This window comes from Lichenihabitans sp. Uapishka_5 (assembly GCF_033947565.1).
GTDB lineage: Bacteria > Pseudomonadota > Alphaproteobacteria > Rhizobiales > Beijerinckiaceae > Lichenihabitans.
This window is the reverse complement of sequence record NZ_JARPVX010000008.1, coordinates 5,978-23,429: the sequence shown is the minus strand read 5'-3', so window position 1 is coordinate 23,429 and position 17,452 is coordinate 5,978. Positions and strand designations below refer to the sequence as shown.

Genomic DNA, 17,452 nt, shown 5'->3' with positions numbered 1-17,452 from the left:
CGAAATAATGGTGCTCCGTCGTGTGGGTATGGCCCGACAGGCTCAGCGTGTAGCGCCGTCCCTCGAACAAGCGGAACAAGTCCGCCCGGTTGGTGAGGGTGTTCTCCTCTACAGGCTTCAGTTCATCCGCTGGATGCCGCGACCATCGATGTGGGAAGGCCGGGAGCCATTCGGGATGCCGTAGCCGCTGTTGGGGTGGCCAATCGGGCCGGTGTTGAGCGGAATGTAAGGCCGCAGCGGACCGGTGGCATCGACATTGGTGGACAACAACCCTCCGGTGGGCCGCCCCACCGTCGCATAGGACGAGGCCGGCCCATAACCGTTGCCCCCTGTCTGGAGCGCAGTGCCGTTGTAGACGCCCTGCTGGTTGTAGCCGCCGAAGCCGCCCGTTGTGCCAAGTTGATCGCGCGTCGTCGGTACCCCTCCGAGTGGCTGCAGGTTGGTGGTCGCCGTGCTGCCCTGTGGCGGCAGGGTGCTGCCCGAGCCTGACCGGCCGAGGCTGTCCCGGCCCGTCCCGATCCCCGCGCCGCCATAGGCCGACCCGGGTGGGGTTTCATAAGCATTGGCAGTACCGTTGATGGGCCCCCCGATCGGCATCGGCATCCCCGATGGCGACAGGTTGCCCTGCAACGAGCCGGGGTCTCGTGTCGTGCCGCCATAGATCGGCGCGGCGCCTGTCTGCAGGCCCCCCGTGCCGATGCCTGTCGATGGGGCAGGGCCCCCGGCCCCATAGGGCTGGGCGAGGCTCGGCAGCGCGCCGGCGTTGTTGCGCGTTGTTCCGCCCAGAACGGACGGGGGCGGTGCGGGTGCCGCCGGCAGCGCGGTCGGGCCAGGCGGCTTCGGCGGGACTGAGCCCGAAAGGCTGACGCCAGCGGCGTTCGGGCTCAGGCCGGGGCTCGCCGCGCCGCTGCTGTCCGGAACCGCTGGCGCGGTCGGGTCCGTCGTCGCCTGGGCCATCTGCATGAGCAGCGGGGAGGTCCCAAGCAGGCGAGCCGGAGCCGCCTCGGCGGCCGTGCCGCACAGGAGCAGGGCCGCGAACATTGGTCGCGTCCGGAGCTGGATCGTCATTGAACCAATCCTTTCATCATCACCCCTATGGTTCACCGGGCCGATTGGTTCCGGCCGGCGGGCGGCACAGGGCCGCAGCCGGTCCGGGCACCAAAATCGCGACTGGCGACGTTGCCAGTCGTCGGACGGGCGTCGAGGCGCCGTCGGGTTCGGGAGTGTCGCGTGGACGAATCTGTATCCTTGTTGGCGGTGCGGCTGCTGCAGTCCGTCGAGGCCGAAGGCGGCGTGCTCGTCGTGGTGGAATGCGAGCAGAAAGCCGAGTCGTTGGCTCGCTTGGTGTCGCAGCTCGCGCCCGACCATGCTGGTTGTTACCTGCCGGCCTGGGACTGCCTCCCCTATGACCGAGCCCCACCGTCGGCCGATCTCATGGGGCTACGCATGCGGGTTCTGGCCGATGCTGCGGTCCGCTCGCCCGCCTATGTGATCACCACCCCCGAAGCGGCCGTTCAGCGTCTGCCGCCGTGCGGGGCCCTGCCGAAGCCGCTCGTGCTGAAGGTCGGTGCGACGGTGGATCTCGTGGCCTTCGCGCGGGCTTGCACCGCGATCGGCTTCCATCATTCCGACCGTGTGGACGACCCCGGCCAGTTCGCCATCCGGGGCGAGGTGGTCGACATCTTCGCCGCGGTAGCGCGGCCCTATCGCATCGGCATCGAGGCCGGCCGCATCGGGGCGATCCACCGCTATGACCCAGCAACGCAGCGCAGCGTCAGCGAGGTGAGCGCGATCCGCATCGACGCGATGTCGGAGGTGGTGCTGCCCGACACAGACCCGACGCGAGCCGAGGGAATCGAACATCGCTGGCCGGAATACTACGACGGCAGCGAAACGATCTTCGACCTCGTGCCCGATGCCGCGATGCTGATCGAGCCTCAGGCCGCCCGCCGCCTCGACCGCTTGTTCGGGGAGATCGACGACGCGTATCGCGACCGCAAGGCGACCGATGCGGCCTCCGGAAGCGCTGTGACACACATTCTGCCCCCGCAACGCCTTTACCTGGATCGGCAGGCGTGGGACGCCGCCACCAACGCGAGAGCGCGGCCGTTTCCGGACACCGACGGGGGCGACGTTCCCCGGTTCTGCCTGGATGACAAGCCGGGCCAAGCCTTCTCGGCCTATCTGGCCGATGCGATGGCGCAAGGCCAGCGCGTGGTGCTCGGGGCCGCGCGCGAGCGTGAGCTCGTCACCATGGCCAAACAGGCCGAGCGCGCCACCTGCGCCGTGCCGCAGCGGATCGATCGCTGGGCCGACCTCGCCGGCATGGAGGGCGGCTCGGTGGCGCTCATCCGCATCTCGGCCGACCATGGCTTTGTCGACGAGCCGGGCGCGGCCGTGCTGGTGACGGCGGCTGATCTGTTGGGCCATCACGCGCGGGCTCTATCCACCCGGGCAGCCCCGGTGCCGTGGCACCTCGGTGATGGCGACTTCATGGCGGGTGACGTCGTGATCCACCTCGATCACGGCATGGGCATGCTGAAGGACCTCGAGACCGTTCAGGGCGGCGGCGGCCACTACGATGCGGTTCGCCTCCGCTTCGCCGACGATGCCGACCTTCTGGTGCCGGTGGACCAGCTCGACCGCCTTTGGCGTTACGGCGGCGCCGGGGCCTCGGTGACGCTCGATAAGCTCGGCGGCCATGCCTGGCCGAAGCGCCAAGCCCAATTGGCACGCGACATCCAGGCCAGCGCCACAGCCCTCGTGGCGGCCTCGCAAGCGCGTCGCAAGGTGACGGCCCCCAAGATCGTGCCGCCGCGGCGCGACTACGAGCGCTTCGTCGCCGGGTTTGCCTTCGCGCCCACGGCCGACCAGATGCACGCCATCGACGATTGCCTCCGCGACCTCGCCGGCACGCGTCCGATGGATCGTTTGATCGTCGGCGACGTCGGCTTCGGCAAGACCGAGGTGGCGCTCCGTGCCGCCGCCGCGGCCGTGTTGGCCGGGCATCAGGTGGCCATCGTGGCGCCCACGACCGTGCTGGCCCGCCAGCACATGCAATGTTTCCAGCATCGCTTCGCGGCGCTCGGGATCGAGGTGGCGCAGCTGTCGCGCCTCGTGGCCCCGGCGGAGGTGAAGCGCGTCAAGGCGGGCTTGGCCGATGGAACGATCCGCCTCGTCATCGGCACGCAGGCTTTGTGCGATCCGGGCATGGTGTTCAAAGACCTCGGTCTGCTGATCATCGACGAGGAACAGCGTTTCGGGGCGGACGACAAGGCCCAGGTGCGGGTGCTGGGCAGGGGCGTGCACGTGCTGGTGATGACCGCCACGCCGATCCCGCGCACCCTGCAATCGGCATTGGCCGGCCTGCAGGATTTGAGCGTCATCGCCACGCCGCCAGCCCGCCGCCGTCCGATCCGCACGTTGCTGGAACCGTTCGATACGGCGGTGCTGCGCGCGGCCTTGCTGAAGGAAAAAGGGCGCAGCGGCCAAAGCTTCGTCGTTGTGCCGCGGATCGAGGACCTGCTGCCGCTGAGTCGTAGCCTGCAGGGTCTCGTTCCCGAGTTGAGCCTGAAGGTCGCGCATGGTGAGATGCCGGTGGCCGAGATCGACGACACGATGACGGCCTTTGCGGCCGGCGACGGCGACGTGCTGCTGGCCACGAGCATCATCGAAAGCGGGCTCGACGTGCCGCGTGCCAACACGATGGTGATCTGCCGGGCCGACCGCTTCGGCTTGGCGGAGCTGCACCAGATGCGGGGCCGCGTCGGTCGCGGTCGCCACCAGGGCGTCTGCTACCTGATGACGGAACCCGGGCACGATCTGGCTCCAGCCACCGCGCGTCGCCTGGCCACCCTGGCGCGGCTTGACCGCCTCGGCAGCGGCATGGCCATCAGCGCCCAGGATCTCGATGCCCGTGGCGCCGGCGACCTGATCGGCGAGCATCAGGCCGGTCATGGCCATTTGATCGGCCTTGGCCTCTACCAGCACCTGCTGCAGCGCGCCCTGCAGGCGCTCGGCTCGGGGCAAGAAGACGATTGGGTGCCCGAACTCCACCTTGGCGACGCCGGCGCGCTGACCGAAGCCTATATCCCCGAGCCGGAGCTGCGGCTGAACCTTTATGCGCGTCTGGCGCGCGCCAGCGACGCGCATGACCTCGACCTGCTGGTGGAGGAGATCGAGGACCGCTTCGGCCCATTGCCGCCCGAGGCGGCGGCCCTGCTGGCACGGGCGCGGCTACGCTGCCTGTGCCGCAGCCATCGCATCGCCCGGGTCGATGTGGGCCCGAAGGCCATCGCTTTCACGCCCTGCCGCGGCACCCGCCCGGAAGATCTGATCGGGGGCGCGGCGGCACCGCCGAAGGCCCGCATCAGCAAGGGCCGCCTGTTGTTTGATGTGGTTCCGTCCGCCGAAGTGGCGGAACGCCTCGAAATGTCGAGCCACCTGCTGCAGGGCCTCGGCTGATGAGCGACCCTGGAGACGTCGGCGCGGGGCCTGATCCGCATGGCCTCGAGCGCTTCGTCGCTGCGCAAGCCCTGGTGATCGACGAGGTTCTGGACGAGTTGCGGCGTGGTCGGAAGGCGAGCCACTGGATGTGGTTCGTGTTCCCGCAGATTGCGGGACTCGGCCACAGCGCGATGGCCCAGCGCTATGCCATCGCGTCCGCCGCCGAGGCTCGGGCCTATCTGGCGCACCCGGTGCTCGGCCGGCGCCTCTTCGATGCGACCGCGCTGGTGAATGGTCATGCGGGCCGAAGCGCCTCGGCCATCTTCGGTGCGCCCGACGACATCAAGTTCCGATCGAGCATGACCTTGTTCGCGGCCGTGGCGCCGGATCGCGCGCCATTTCAGCGTGCGCTCAGGACCTTCTTCGACGCCCGGCCCGACCCGCAGACGTTGGCGCGTCTTGCCTCGGCTTAAGGTGCACAGCGCATGGCGCATTCGTGTTGAACCGCGGTGCCGATACCGGTGCTGCGGCGTCCGATGGCCCAACATCAATAAACCCGACAGAAATTCTCATCGCCGCCATTGAGTCACCCGCAGCGTGCCCTTATAGGTTGGCTCCACCGCGATGGGGCGTCGCCAAGCGGTAAGGCAGCGGATTTTGATTCCGCCATTCGGAGGTTCGAGTCCTCCCGCCCCAGCGATTTAGCCTGACTCCCGTGTTGCCGCTCACACCAGCGCGGCGTCGAAGCCGTCCGGCACCAGGCCACGTGGGCGGGCGTCGCGTGGCAGATCGGCCGGCAGGAAGCGTCCGGCGCCAAGCGTCGCCGTGACGGTGCCGTCGCGCATGACGACCTGCCCGCGCGCGAGCGTCAGCGTGGGCCAGCCGGTGACTTCGTGGCCCTCGTAGGGCGTGTAGTCGATCGCGTGCTGCATCAGGGCGTTGGTAAGCGTCACCCGCCGTGTGGGGTCCCATAGCACCAGGTCGGCGTCGCTGCCCGGCGCGATCGTGCCCTTACGCGGGTAAAGGCCGAAGCGTTTAGCCGGCGTCGTGGCGGTTAGCCGCACGAAGTCGGTGACCTCGATGCGGCCGCTGGCGACGCCTTCGCTGAACACCAGCGGCAGCCGCGCCGCGAGGCCCGGGATGCCGTTCGGGATGCGGGTGAAGTCGCTGTCGGCGCCGTTCAGCCACTTGCCCGCCTGGCCGCCGAAGCTGAAGCCGCAATGGTCGGACGAGATCACGTCGAGCGTGCCGGCCCGGATCGCGGCCCACAAGCCTTCGGCGTCGCCGGCCTCGCGCGGGCTCGGGCTGCACATGAATTTGGCGCCCTCGCGGCCGGGCCGCGCCATGTCGGCCGCGGTTAGCACGAGATACTGCGGGCAGGTCTCGCCCGTCACTTTCACGCCGCGTGCCCGGGCGCGGGCGATTTCCTCCGCCACCTCGGCGCAGGACACGTGGAAGATGTGGATCGGCTGGTCGACGAGCTCCGCCAGCGCGATGGCCCGGTAGGTCGCCTCGCGCTCGACCAGCTTCGGCCGCGACACCGCATGCGAAGCGGGCTCGGGCCGTCCGGCGCGCAGCAGCGCTTCCGCGCGCCAACGGATCGCCTCGTAGTTCTCGCAATGGACGCACACCGTGGCCCCGACCCGCTTGGCGGCCGCCAGCACGGCGAGGAACTGCCGATCGTCGATGTGCAGCGGATCGTAGGTCAGGAACACTTTCAGGCTACGCACGCCCGCGCCGACGAGCGCCGGCACCTCGCGGTCGAGCACATCCGGGGTGGGGTCGGTAATGATCTGGTGCAGCGCGTAGTCGATGGGCGAGCGTGCCGCGCGGGCTCGATAATCGTCGGCGTGGGCCGCGATGGGCTCGCCCTTGAACTGCGGCGCGAAGGGGATGACGGTCGTTGTGCCGCCCGCAAAGGCCGAGCGCGCGGCGCTCTCGAAACTTTCCTCGTGCACCGAGCCGTCGGCCTCGAGTTGCTCGATATGGCAATGGCTGTCGACGCCGCCCGGCAGCACGAGGCGCCCGGTGGCGTCTATCGCTTCCCGCCCGTCGAGGCCCGTGCCGAGCGTGACGATGCGGCCGTCCACGATGCCGATGTCGGCCACGAAGGTGTCGGAGGCGGTGACGACCGTGCCGCCGCGGATCACGAGGTCGTGGATGTTCATGCGCTTGCTCCTTGGTGGTCGCGCCCCTGCAAGCGGGCCGCCAGTTCGTGCGAGGCCGCTCAGGCGACCTCGATGCCATAGCGCCGCGCCGCAGCCCGGATATGCCGGATCATCGCGGCTTCGGCAGCCGCCGCATCGCCGGCCGTGATGGCGGCGCACACGTCCTCGTGCTCCCGCAACGTGTCGCCGAGCCGGATGCGCAGCGTCATAGGCAGCCGCTGGGTTTCGACCGCGAGGTCGCGCACGGGCTTATACATGCCGGCCAGCACCGGATTGGCGGCCAGCGCGAAGACGAGATCGTGAAAGGCGGCATCGGCCGCCGCCATGCCGGCGATATCGTCCATTGCCAGCGCGCCCCGCATGGCTCCGGTCGCGTCGTCGAGCCGGCTCCCGTCGAGGTCGGAGGCGCGCTGCGCCGCCAGCCGTGCGGCGTAGCCTTCGAGCCCGAGGCGCGCCTCGTAAACGTCGCGCGGGCTGCACCGGTCGGCGAAGCGCCACAACGGCGCCCGGGCGGATCGCGGCGCCACATAGACGCCCGACCCGACCCGCACCCTGACGAGCCCCAGGGCTTCCAGCACCGAGATGGCTTCCCGGAGCGACGGGCGGCTGACGCCGAGCCGTTCCGCAAGGTCGCGTTGCGACGGCAGCCGGTCGCCTGGCTGCAGGCCCCCCTGCAGGATCAGCGCCTGCAGGTGGTCCGATACGGTGCGCGGCACGGGAGCACGTTCACCTGGGGAGGCCGCCGCAACAGGCGGGATAGCGCCGTCACGCATCGCGCCGGACAGACTGCGCCGCTGCCTTATCGGTGCTCATCGTGCCTAACATTTCCCATCGGCGTGGCGATTGTGTCCTGTCGGACCAACAAAGTCAGATTGACGCTACCACGGAATCCAATCACTTTCTATTGGTCAAACCGGTCTTACCAATTGCAGCGATCAGGAGCGATTTCGATGACGATGCTTTCCAAGCGGCACCTGCTCGGCGCGGCGGTGCTGGCGTTCGGGTTCGGGGTGACGGCGCAAGCCCATGCGGCCGACATGAAGGTTGGTGCCAACATCGGCAACGTGCCCTGGGAGTTCCAGGACGCCAAGGGAGAGACCGTCGGCTTCGAGGTCGACCTGATGAAGGAGGTCGGCAAGCGGCTCGGCATGGATGTCAGCTTCGTCAACATCCCGTTCACGGGCTTGTTCGCCGCCGTGCAATCCGGCCAGATCGACGCCGCCGTGTCGTCCATCACCATCACGCCGAAGCGGCTCGCCAGCGTGTCCTTCGCCCAGCCCTATTACGACAGCGACCAATCGCTCACCGTCAAGGCCGATGCCGGTATCACGGACCTGAAGGGCATGAGCGGCAAGCCGGTCGGCGTCGACACCGGCTCGACCGGCGACATGTGGGCCGAGAAGCACAAGGACGAGGCAAAGTTCGCCGACATCCGCCGCTACGAGGGCCTTGCGCCCGCGATGCTCGACCTCGCGGCCGGCCGCATCGACGGCTACGTCAGCGACATTCCGGCGCTGCAATATTACGTCAAGGACAAGCCGGCCTATAAGGTCGTCGAGCGCATTCCGACCGGCGAGAAATATTCGGTGATGTTCGCCAAGAACAGCCCTCTCGCCAACAAGGTGGATGACGTCATCACCACGCTGAAGGGCGAGGGATTCATCGCCGGCCTGCATGAAAAGTGGTTCGGCACCAAGGCGGAGCCGACGACCTCCACGGTGGCCAAGGCCGACATGCCGAAGCTGTGAGGCATCGAGGCCGCGCCGTTTTCTGACGCGACGCGGCCCTCGACGCTTCGATCCCCCATGTCTGTCTTCGACACTTTTCTGAACTGGCCCGTCTTCATCGAGGCCCTGCCGATGCTGCTGCGCGGCCTCGGTATCACGCTTGGCCTCGGGCTCACCGCGATCGGGCTCGGCCTCGCGGGCGGCCTCGTGCTGGTGCTGCTGCGGCTTTACGGCGGTCGGCTGCTCGGCCCGCTGGCGGTCGCCTATATCGATGTGTTCCGCTCCGTGCCGGTGCTGGTGCTGTTGATCGTCATTTATTATGCGCTGCCCTTCGTGGGCCTGCGCTTGTCGCCCTTCTGGGCCGCCACAAGCGCGCTGAGCCTGGTCTCGGCGGCGTATTCGGCCGAGATCCTGCGGGCCGGCATCGAGGGCGTGCCGCGCGGGCAGTTCGAGGCCGCCCGCGCGCTCGGCCTGAACGCCGTGCGTCAAATGACCGACATCATCCTGCCGCAAGCCATCAAGCTGGTCATTCCGCCGCTCACCTCCAACGCCATCAACGTGATGAAGGATACGGCGCTGGCGTCCGTGGTAGCGATGCCGGACCTCCTCAAGCAGGCCACCCAGGCGCAGGCGCTCGCCGCCAATCCGACGCCGCTCATTGGCGCCGCCGTGATCTATGTACTCATGCTGTTGCCTTTCGTGCGCGGGGTCGGCCTGCTCGAGGCCCGGCTCAACCGGCGGGGGCGCTGATGCCGACCATCGTCAGCCTGCGCGGCGTCACCAAGCGCTTCGGCCGCTTTACGGCCCTCGACGACGTCACCTTCGACGTCCAGTCGGGCGAGACCCTGGTGGTGATCGGACCCTCGGGCTCGGGCAAGTCGACGTTGATCCGCTGCATCAACCGGCTGGAGGCCCATGATGCCGGCGCCATCGTGGTGGACGGCTTCACGGTCGGCGACACGCGCCAACTCACCCGCATCCGGGCCGAAACCGGCATGGTGTTCCAGAACTTCAATCTGTTCCCCCATTTGAGCGTGCTGCGCAACGTGGCGCTGGCGCCCGTGCGGGTGCGCGGTCTGTCGTGGCGCGATGCGGAAGATCGCGCACGTAAACTGCTCGAGCGCGTCGGCCTCGCGGCCCATGTAACCAAATATCCGGCGCAGCTCTCCGGCGGACAGCAGCAGCGCGTCGGCATCGCCCGCGCGCTCGCCATGGAGCCCAAGCTGTTGTTGTTCGACGAGCCCACCTCGGCGCTCGACCCCGAGATGGTGGGCGAGGTGCTGGACGTGATGCAGGCCCTGGCCCGCACGGGCGTCACGATGATCGTGGTGACCCATGAAATGGGCTTCGCGCGCCGGGTCGCCGACCGGGTGGTGTTCATGGATCATGGCCGCCTCGTCGAGGAGGGCCCGCCTTCGACGCTGTTCGACGCGCCGCGCGATCCGCGGCTGCGCGGCTTTCTGCAAGCCGTGCTGCCCCATTGAGCGTCCTCGCGCTGCGGCCCGAGCCGCTGGAGCCCGACGCTTTTGCGCCGTTCGGCAGCGTGATCCGCTTCGACGCCGGTCTGGCACGGCCGGTCAACGAGGGCACGGCGCTGCGCGCCGACACGGCGGCGCTGTTCGACACCCGGCCCGGCACCCGACCGCGCCTCGCGCTTTATCGCACCGACGCGCAGGCATGGCCTTTGCGCGTGTCGCTGTTCGAGCGGCATCCCGAGGCGGCGCAAAGCTTCGTGTCGCTCGACGTGGCGCTCTTCCTCGTCGTTGTGGCGCCCCCGGGACACGACGGCAAGCCTGATCGCTTGCGGGCACGCGCCTTCCTGGGCCGCGCCGGCATGGGAATGAGCTACCGCGTCGATCAATGGCACACCCCCATCCTGGCGCTCGGCACGGGCGGCGACCTGCTGATGCTGATGGCCGAGCATGGCGACGCCCGCGATTGCATCGAGCACCGCCTCGACGCCCCCCTCCTGATTCTCGAACCCTGACAGACACACCATGGCCCTCGACCTCGCCTTTGTGCGCAGCCAGTTTCCTGCCCTCGCGGACGGCTTCGCTTATTTCGACAATGCCGGTGGCTCCCTCGTGCTCGGCAACGTGGCCGACCGGGTGCGCGACTACCTGCTCACCACCAGCGTGCAGACGGGCGCCAGCTACCCGCAGTCGCGGCGCGCCGTCGAACGGCTAAGCGAGGCTCGCGCCCGCATCGCCTTGATGCTGAACGCGGCCCGGCCCGAGGAGATCGTTCTCGGTCCCTCGACGACGGTGCTGTTCCAGTGGCTCGCCCACGCCATGGAGGGACAGCTCCAGCCTGGCGACGAGATCGTGGTCACCGATTTCGACCATGAATCGAACATCGGCCCGTGGCGCGCGCTGGAAAAGCGCGGCATCGTCATCAAAACCTGGAGCCTCGATCCCGACACCCTGACGGTCGACCTCGACGCACTCGACCGGCTGATGGGGCCGCGCACGCGGCTCGTCGCCGTGACCCACACCTCGAACATCCTCGGCACGATCAATCCGGTCGCCGAGATCGCCAAGCGGGTTCACGCCCGCGGTGCCGCAATCGCGGTGGATGCCGTCGCCTATGCGCCGCATCGCGCCGTCGACGTGCAGGCCTGGGACGTCGATTACTACGTGTTCAGCTTCTACAAGACCTACGGGCCGCATTTCGCCGTGATGTACGGCAAGCATGATCGGCTGCTCGAGCTCGACGGCCTCTACCATTACTTCTACGGCCGCGACAAAGTGCCTGCGAAGCTCGAGCCCGGCAATGCCAATTACGAGCTCGCCTGGGGCGCTGCCGGCATCGTCGATTACCTCGACGCGCTCGGGGGCGGCACCGGCGACCGGGCCGCGATCACGCGGGCCTTCGATGCCATTGCGGTTCAAGAGGAAAGCCTGTCCGAGCGCCTGCTCGGCTATCTGAACGGGCGGAACGACGTCCGCATCGTCGGCCATCGTGCCGGTGACGCGGCACTGCGGGTGCCGACGATCGCCTTCAAGCTCGATGGCCGACACTCCGACGCGATCGTGCGGGACGTCGACGCCGCGGCGGTTGGCATTCGCTTCGGCGATTTCCATTCCCGCCGCCTCGTCGAACATCTCGGCCTCGCGGCCGACGGCGGCGTCGTGCGGGTGTCGATGGTGCATTACAACACGCTTGAGGAGGTCGACCGTCTCGTCGCGGCCCTCGATCGGGCGCTTCATTGATTGCCGGTCGCGGTTGATGCTGCGAGCGCGGCCCTGCGCGGCGGCTCACAGGGGTTGCTGCTCGCAGACTGTGCAACCTTTGTCGACCCGCCAATCATAACGGCGCTGATGCTTTCCGTTTAGGCAGAGCTCTTGTTGACTCGCCTTTGTGACCTGCCATTCTCAGGCGGCGAGGGGCTTCGTGCCCCTCACATTCTTCGGCCGCAAAGGCCACCGGGCAATCGCGCCCCATGATGCCGCCTCCCAAGCGAGGCTGTGCGTCATGGGGCGTTTTCGTTGGAGCCGCACCCTGAGTGTTCTTCGCCTTGGCATCCTGTTCTCGACCGCCGGCGATACGGCCGCGCTTGGGCGCGACTGCCGCGACGGGGCGCTGCTGGCGCTGGACGAACTCCGGGCCGAGCAGGGATCAGCGCTGGCGATCGAACCCGTGATCGGTGATCCGGGCGGGGTGGGCGACCGCTACATCGCCCTGGCGCGCCGGATGCTGACCGAGGATGGGTGCCGGCACATCGTCGGCACCGTCACGTCGCAATCCCGCAAGGACGTGATCCCGGTGGTCGAGAAGCACGATGCCACGCTGTGGTACGTGTGTCCTTACGAGGGCTTCGAAGCCAATCCGAACGTCGTCTACACCGGAGGCTGTCCCAACCAGCACCTCGTGCCGCTCTTCGCCCACATGCTCCCGGCCTATGGCCGGCGCGTGTTCCTGGCGGGGGCCAACTACGTCTGGGGCTGGGAGATGAACCGGCTCGCCCGCGAGATCGTCACCGAAGCTGGCGGATCAATCGTGGGCGAGCGTTGCTTGCCGATCGCCGAAACCGACGTCGCCGGGCTGGTGGCGGCCGTCGAGGCGCGGCGCCCGGATTTTGTCCTGTCGAACATGCTCGGGCCCGCGAACCACGCTTTTCTCCGGGCCATGCGGGACCTCGGGCGGCGCGACCCGGCGTTTCGGCCGAAGCGCTGCCCCGTGGTAAGCTGCGACCTCACCGAGGCGGAACTGCCCGAGATCGGCGCCGGGGTGGCGGATGGCCAGCTCGCGGCCGCGGCCTTCTTCGAATGCCTCGACACGTCGCAGGCCCGACGCCTCAAGGCGCGGGCGGCGGCACGCTTCGGCGCGACGCGGCGGGTGTCGAGCTACTTCGCCACCGGCTACGCGACCGTGCGGCTGCTGGGCGAGGCGGCGTTGCGTTGCGGCACCGACGATCCCACGCGCCTGCGGGCCGCGCTCGATGGGCCGGAAACCGAGGGTCCCCTCGGCCCGCTCCGCATCGACCCGGCCACCAACCACGCCGCCTTGCCGTTCTGGCTGGGGCGGATTGCCGGCGACGGCTTCGAGGTGATCGGCAGCGGGCCGCGTCGCGCCGCCGACCCCTACCTGACGGGGCCGCGCCCGCTCGTGCCCGAGGCAGGCCGTCCACGCCTGCGGGTCGTGTCATGAGCGGCACCCCGAACTTTCGCGGCCAGCGCGCTGTCGTGCTGCATCGTCCGAGCGAAACCACGGAGCGGCTCGCGCGTCAGTTGACGCTGCTCGGCCTCACTGTGGCGGTGCGCTGGCGACCGCTCGACCACGCCACCGAGGCCGACATCGTGCTGGTCGATGCCGACGAGGGCTGGACCGGTCTGCTGCCGTGGCGGGAGCGCGACAACAAGCCGGTGCCGCTCGTCGCTCTGCTGGCGTCCGAGGCGCCGGGCCGCGTCGCCTGGGCGCTCGACCAGGGCGCCGATGCCCTGCTGGCCAAGCCCGTCACGCCTTCGGCCGTGTATCCTGCGCTCGTCATGGCGACGCGACGGCATGACGAAGCGTGTGCCGCCGCCGCCGTCCTCGGCGAATTGCGCGAACGCCTTCGGCTGCGGCCCCTCGTGTTCGGTGCGGTGGAGGGGCTGCGTGCGGAGCAGGGCTGGACCGAGGAGGAGGCCTATCGGCACCTTCGCGGCGAAGCGATGCGGCATCGGCTGACGCTCGAACAATGCGCCGCCGCGCTGCTGGCGGCCGGCCAGGGTCGGCGCGCATGAGACGCCTCGCGTCGGGCTTGGCCGAGCGGCCCGCCACCCTTCTTGGCCTCGCCATCATCGCGCTCGTGGTGCTGGCGGCGCTGCTGGCACCGTGGCTCGCCCCCTTTGCGCCGGCCGACCAGCCCTTCGACGGCCTCAGCCTCGACGGTGCGCCGCTGGCACCGGGCCCGAAATACTGGCTCGGCACCGACACGCTGGGCCGCGACCTGCTGTCCCGGCTGCTGTTCGGCGCCCGAACCTCGTTGTTGATCGGGCTGGTGGCCAATGGCGTCGCGGTGGCGATCGGCATGCTTGTCGGCATCGTGGCCGGCTATGTCGGCGGCCTCACCGGGGCCGTGTTGATGCGCTTCACCGATCTGATGATGGCCTTCCCGGCGCTGTTGCTCGCCATCGTGCTGGCGGCGCTGCTGCACCCGAGCCTATGGATCGTGGCGCTCGTCATCGCGCTGGTGAACTGGGTGCAGGTCGCCCGCATCGTCTATACGGAAACGCGGGGGCTCGCCGAACGCGACTTCATCCTGGCCGAGCGGTCGCTCGGGGCCGGCAACGTCCGCATCCTGGTCCACCACATCGCGCCGCACCTCATGCCCACCGCGATCGTCTGGGGCACGCTCGGCATCGCCACCACGGTGCTGCTCGAGGCGACGCTGAGCTTCCTCGGTGTCGGCGTGCAGCCGCCGCAGCCCTCCTGGGGCAACATCATCTTCGAGTCTCAAAGCTACTTTCAGGCGGCGCCCTGGCTCGTCTTCATCCCGGGCGCCATCATCCTGGCCACGGCGCTCTCCTTCAACCTCGTCGGCGACGCCCTGCGCGACCTGCTCGATCCGACTCAGCGGGGGCGCGGCTGATGGCGGCCCTGCTGGCCCGCCGGCTCGCCCAGGCGCTCGCGATCCTGTTCGGCGTCGCGCTCGTCACCTTTCTGCTGCTCCACTTCCTACCGGCCGACCCGGCCGCGCTGGTGGCGGGCCGCAGCGCCAATGCGCAGATGATCAGCAACGTGCGCCATCAGCTCGGCCTCGACCTGCCGCTGCCGGTCCAGTTCTGGCACTACCTGTCGGGGCTGCTGCAGGGCGATCTCGGCCGGTCCTATATTCAGCGCAGCCCTGTCGCGACGCTCATCGTTTCACGGATGCCCGCGACGCTGGTGCTGATGGCCGCCGGCATCACGGTCGAGGTGGGGCTCGGGGTGGCGCTCGGCACACTGGCGGCGGTGCGCCGCAACGGTTTTGCCGACCGCCTCGTGATGACGCTCGCCTTTGTGGGCGTGTCATCGCCGCAATTCGTGGTGGCGCTGCTGCTGCTCTACGTCTTCGCGGCTCAACTCGGCTGGTTTCCGATGAGCGGCTTTGGCACCGCACGCCACGTCGTGCTGCCGGCCCTGACGCTCGGGCTGCTGGGCGCCGGCTGGTATGCCCGCATGGTGCGCTCCGCCATGATCGACGTGCTCGCCCAGGATTACGTGCGCACGGCCCGCGCCAAGGGCCTCTCCTGGCGTCGCGTCATCCTGCGTCACGCCCTGCCCAATGCCCTGCTGCCCATCGTGGCGATGATCGGCATCGACATCGGCCAGTTCATGGGGGGCGTCGTGGTGGTCGAGGCGGTCTACGGCTGGCCCGGCATCGGCCAGCTTGCCTGGCAGGCCATCCAGCAGGCCGATGTGCCGATCATCATGGGCGTCACGCTGGTGTCCTCGCTGTTCATTGTCGGCGGCAACCTGCTGGCCGACGCCGCCGCCCCCATCCTCGATCCCCGCATCCGCGGCCGATAATTTCGCTCAAGGGAGTCACAGCAATGCGCAAGAGTTGGTTGACCGCCTCCACCGCCGCCCTGGCGCTGACGGCTGCGCTCGGGGCTTCGCCCGGGATGGCGCAGGACAAGCCCGCCCAGGGCGGCACCATCGTGGTGACCTACAAGGACGATATGGCGACGCTCGACCCGGCCATCGGCTATGATTGGCAGAACTGGTCGATGATCAACGGCCTGTTTTCGCGCCTTGTCGACTACCGCTTCGGCACCACGGAGATCATCCCCTCCTTGGCGAAGTCGTGGACGATCTCGCCCGACGGGCTCACCTATGTCTTCACGCTCGACCCGAAGGCGACGTTCACCAATGGCCGCAAGCTCGTGGCCGCCGACGTCAAATATTCCATCGAGCGGGCCGTGAACCCGAAGACCCAGGGACCGGGCGGCGGCTTCTTCCATTCGGTCGTCGGTCAGGACAAGATGGCCGACGGCTCGGCCACGACGATCTCGGGCATCGAGGCGCCCGACGACGCGACGGTGAAATTCACCTTGTCGCAGCCCGACGCCACCTTTCTCAACGTGCTGGCGCTGAACTTCGCTTCCGTGGTGCCCAAGGAGGCCGCCGACGCTGCTGGCGCCGATTTCGGCAAGCACCCGGTGGGCTCCGGTGCCTTCAAGCTCGATGAATGGGTGCCGGGCCAGCGGCTCGTGTTCAGCCGCAACGCCGCCTATTTCCGCGACCGCCCCCAGATCGACGGTTTTCGGGTCGAGATCGGCCAGGAGCCGCTCGTCGCCATCCTGCGTTTGCAGAAGGGCGAGGTCGATATTGCGGGGGACGGCATCCCGCCCGCCAAATATCTCGAGATCAAGAATTCGCCCGAGGGCAAGGACCAGATCGTCGACCGGGCGCAGTTCGAGACGAGCTACATCACCATCAACACCACGGTGAAGCCGTTCGACGATGTGCGGGTGCGCCAGGCCCTCAACATGGCGATCAACAAGGATCGCATCGTCCGCATCATCAACGGCCGCGCCACGCCGGCCAGCCAGTTGCTGCCGCCGCTGATGCCGGGCTATGACGACGCCTACAAGGGCTATGCCTATGACGTCGCGGGCGCCAAGAAACTCCTGGCCGACGCAGGCCATGCCGATGGCTTCGCCACCACGCTCTTCGCCATGAACACCGACCCAAACCCCCGCATCGCGCAGGCCATCCAGCAGGACCTCGCGGCGGTGGGCATCAAGGCCGAGATCAAGGCCCTGGCGCAGCCCGAGGTGATCGCGGCCGGCGGCAACAAGGAGCAGTCGCCGCTGATCTGGTCGGGCGGCATGGGCTGGATCGCCGACTTCCCCGATCCGTCCGACTTCTACGGGCCGATCCTCGGCTGCGGCGGCGCCGTGACAGGCGGCTGGAACTGGAGCTGGTTCTGCGACAAGGGTTTTGAAGATCGCGCCACCAAGGCCGACGCCATGTCGAAGCCTGAAGACAAGCAGGCGCGCTATAACACCTGGAAGGCGATCTTCACCGACATCCAGGCCAAGCAGGCCCCCTGGGTGCCGGTGTTCAACGAGCGCCGCGTTGTCGCGAAATCGACCCGCATGGGCGGGCCGGACGAGATCTACATCGATCCGACGCGGGTGATCGACTACGAGGCCATCTATGTGAAGCCGTAAGTCTTGCCGTCATCCCGGGGCGGTGCAGCCGAACCCGGAACCGGGAGCCTCATACGGCAGATGCCGAAGCTCCCGGTTCCGGATCTCCGCTTCGTGTCGTCCGGAATGACGGGATCATCCGGTCGACCTGTGCCCTTCATCCCCAACGGCGTCGCCTGCTTGCCCTAAACGACCACGAGGCCATCAATTTGAAACCCTAACCCTCCCCGTCATTCCGGGGCGGCGCAGCCGAACCCGGAACCGGGAGCCTCATACGGCAGATGCCGAGGCTCCCGGTTCCGGATCTCCGCTTCGCTTCGTCCGGAATGACGGGATCACACCGGTCGACCTGTGCTTCCCACCCCTAAGATTTCGCCCGCTCGCCCGGGACCGACCACGAGGCCACCTATGTGGAGCCGTAACCCTCCCCGTTATTCCGGGGCGGCGCAGCCGAACCCGGAACCGGGAGCCCCATGCCTCAGGTGCCAAG

At 68.5% G+C, this 17,452-nt stretch carries 15 protein-coding genes and 1 tRNA gene; 13 read left to right on the top strand and 3 right to left on the bottom strand.

The window, feature by feature from the left end; genetic code table 11:
- Nucleotides 1-117: 117 nt before the first annotated feature.
- A complete protein-coding gene (locus P7D22_RS05375) occupies nucleotides 118-1,068 on the bottom strand; it encodes a hypothetical protein (protein ID WP_319933190.1) in 951 nt (316 codons plus the stop codon).
- Nucleotides 1,069-1,230: 162 nt separating this feature from the next.
- Here P7D22_RS05375 and P7D22_RS05370 point away from each other — a divergent pair, with 162 nt between their 5' ends.
- From P7D22_RS05370 to P7D22_RS05360, 3 genes are all read left to right on the top strand, one after another.
- Nucleotides 1,231-4,464, top strand: coding sequence for a DEAD/DEAH box helicase (locus P7D22_RS05370; RefSeq protein WP_319933189.1), 3,234 nt, complete (start codon nucleotides 1,231-1,233; stop codon nucleotides 4,462-4,464).
- Nucleotides 4,464-4,919, top strand: a complete 456-nt coding sequence (locus P7D22_RS05365) for a DUF1810 domain-containing protein (RefSeq protein ID WP_319933188.1) — start codon at nucleotides 4,464-4,466, stop codon at nucleotides 4,917-4,919. The genes P7D22_RS05370 and P7D22_RS05365 overlap by 1 nt, the downstream gene beginning before the upstream one ends.
- 152 nt (nucleotides 4,920-5,071) lie before the next feature.
- Nucleotides 5,072-5,143, top strand: a tRNA-Gln gene (locus tag P7D22_RS05360).
- A gap of 28 nt (nucleotides 5,144-5,171) precedes the next feature.
- Here P7D22_RS05360 and hydA read toward each other — a convergent pair.
- The gene (hydA, locus tag P7D22_RS05355) at nucleotides 5,172-6,614 is read right to left on the bottom strand and encodes a dihydropyrimidinase (RefSeq protein ID WP_319933187.1); all 1,443 of its coding nucleotides are present in this window, start codon (nucleotides 6,612-6,614) and stop codon (nucleotides 5,172-5,174) included.
- Nucleotides 6,615-6,673: 59 nt separating this feature from the next.
- Entirely contained in the window at nucleotides 6,674-7,330 is a 657-nt protein-coding gene (locus P7D22_RS05350) for a FadR/GntR family transcriptional regulator (RefSeq protein ID WP_319933186.1), read from the bottom strand.
- A gap of 234 nt (nucleotides 7,331-7,564) precedes the next feature.
- Between P7D22_RS05350 and P7D22_RS05345 the strand changes: the two genes are divergently transcribed.
- From P7D22_RS05345 to P7D22_RS05300, 10 genes are all read left to right on the top strand, one after another.
- A complete protein-coding gene (locus P7D22_RS05345) occupies nucleotides 7,565-8,362 on the top strand; it encodes a transporter substrate-binding domain-containing protein (protein ID WP_319933185.1) in 798 nt (265 codons plus the stop codon).
- A gap of 57 nt (nucleotides 8,363-8,419) precedes the next feature.
- Nucleotides 8,420-9,091 carry an amino acid ABC transporter permease gene (locus P7D22_RS05340; protein ID WP_319933184.1) on the top strand — a complete coding sequence of 224 codons (672 nt, stop codon included), beginning with the start codon at nucleotides 8,420-8,422 and terminating at the stop codon, nucleotides 9,089-9,091.
- Complete coding sequence (locus P7D22_RS05335) at nucleotides 9,091-9,825, top strand: amino acid ABC transporter ATP-binding protein (RefSeq protein WP_319933183.1); 735 nt, start codon at nucleotides 9,091-9,093, stop codon at nucleotides 9,823-9,825. Before P7D22_RS05340 ends, P7D22_RS05335 begins: the two co-directional genes overlap by 1 nt.
- Nucleotides 9,822-10,328 carry an ureidoglycolate lyase gene (locus tag P7D22_RS05330; protein ID WP_319933182.1) on the top strand — a complete coding sequence of 169 codons (507 nt, stop codon included), beginning with the start codon at nucleotides 9,822-9,824 and terminating at the stop codon, nucleotides 10,326-10,328. Before P7D22_RS05335 ends, P7D22_RS05330 begins: the two co-directional genes overlap by 4 nt.
- 10 nt (nucleotides 10,329-10,338) lie before the next feature.
- Nucleotides 10,339-11,553: a cysteine desulfurase-like protein gene (locus tag P7D22_RS05325; RefSeq protein ID WP_319933181.1), complete on the top strand. Its 1,215-nt coding sequence runs from the start codon at nucleotides 10,339-10,341 to the stop codon at nucleotides 11,551-11,553.
- 262 nt (nucleotides 11,554-11,815) lie between these two features.
- On the top strand, nucleotides 11,816-12,991 hold the full coding sequence (locus P7D22_RS05320; protein WP_319933180.1) for a transporter substrate-binding protein: 1,176 nt from the start codon (nucleotides 11,816-11,818) through the stop codon (nucleotides 12,989-12,991).
- Entirely contained in the window at nucleotides 12,988-13,566 is a 579-nt protein-coding gene (locus P7D22_RS05315; protein ID WP_319933179.1) for an ANTAR domain-containing response regulator, read from the top strand. Before P7D22_RS05320 ends, P7D22_RS05315 begins: the two co-directional genes overlap by 4 nt.
- A complete protein-coding gene (locus tag P7D22_RS05310) occupies nucleotides 13,563-14,414 on the top strand; it encodes an ABC transporter permease (protein WP_319933178.1) in 852 nt (283 codons plus the stop codon). The genes P7D22_RS05315 and P7D22_RS05310 overlap by 4 nt, the downstream gene beginning before the upstream one ends.
- Nucleotides 14,414-15,334 (top strand): ABC transporter permease, encoded by a 921-nt coding sequence (locus P7D22_RS05305; protein WP_319933177.1) that lies wholly within the window; start codon nucleotides 14,414-14,416, stop codon nucleotides 15,332-15,334. The genes P7D22_RS05310 and P7D22_RS05305 overlap by 1 nt, the downstream gene beginning before the upstream one ends.
- A 23-nt stretch (nucleotides 15,335-15,357) precedes the next feature.
- A complete protein-coding gene (locus tag P7D22_RS05300; protein WP_319933176.1) occupies nucleotides 15,358-16,983 on the top strand; it encodes an ABC transporter substrate-binding protein in 1,626 nt (541 codons plus the stop codon).
- Nucleotides 16,984-17,452 lie beyond the last annotated feature (469 nt).

Bases quoted from the DNA above. Each gene is read 5' to 3' on its own strand.
- P7D22_RS05375 (WP_319933190.1), bottom strand. From the start codon at position 1,068: ATGACGATCCAGCTCCGGACGCGACCAATGTTCGCGGCCCTGCTCCTG.
- P7D22_RS05365 (WP_319933188.1), top strand. From the start codon at position 4,464: ATGAGCGACCCTGGAGACGTCGGCGCGGGGCCTGATCCGCATGGCCTC.
- hydA (WP_319933187.1), bottom strand. From the start codon at position 6,614: ATGAACATCCACGACCTCGTGATCCGCGGCGGCACGGTCGTCACCGCC.
- P7D22_RS05345 (WP_319933185.1), top strand. From the start codon at position 7,565: ATGACGATGCTTTCCAAGCGGCACCTGCTCGGCGCGGCGGTGCTGGCG.
- P7D22_RS05340 (WP_319933184.1), top strand. From the start codon at position 8,420: ATGTCTGTCTTCGACACTTTTCTGAACTGGCCCGTCTTCATCGAGGCC.
- P7D22_RS05335 (WP_319933183.1), top strand. From the start codon at position 9,091: ATGCCGACCATCGTCAGCCTGCGCGGCGTCACCAAGCGCTTCGGCCGC.
- P7D22_RS05325 (WP_319933181.1), top strand. From the start codon at position 10,339: ATGGCCCTCGACCTCGCCTTTGTGCGCAGCCAGTTTCCTGCCCTCGCG.
- P7D22_RS05320 (WP_319933180.1), top strand. From the start codon at position 11,816: ATGGGGCGTTTTCGTTGGAGCCGCACCCTGAGTGTTCTTCGCCTTGGC.
- P7D22_RS05315 (WP_319933179.1), top strand. From the start codon at position 12,988: ATGAGCGGCACCCCGAACTTTCGCGGCCAGCGCGCTGTCGTGCTGCAT.
- P7D22_RS05310 (WP_319933178.1), top strand. From the start codon at position 13,563: ATGAGACGCCTCGCGTCGGGCTTGGCCGAGCGGCCCGCCACCCTTCTT.
- P7D22_RS05305 (WP_319933177.1), top strand. From the start codon at position 14,414: ATGGCGGCCCTGCTGGCCCGCCGGCTCGCCCAGGCGCTCGCGATCCTG.
- P7D22_RS05300 (WP_319933176.1), top strand. From the start codon at position 15,358: ATGCGCAAGAGTTGGTTGACCGCCTCCACCGCCGCCCTGGCGCTGACG.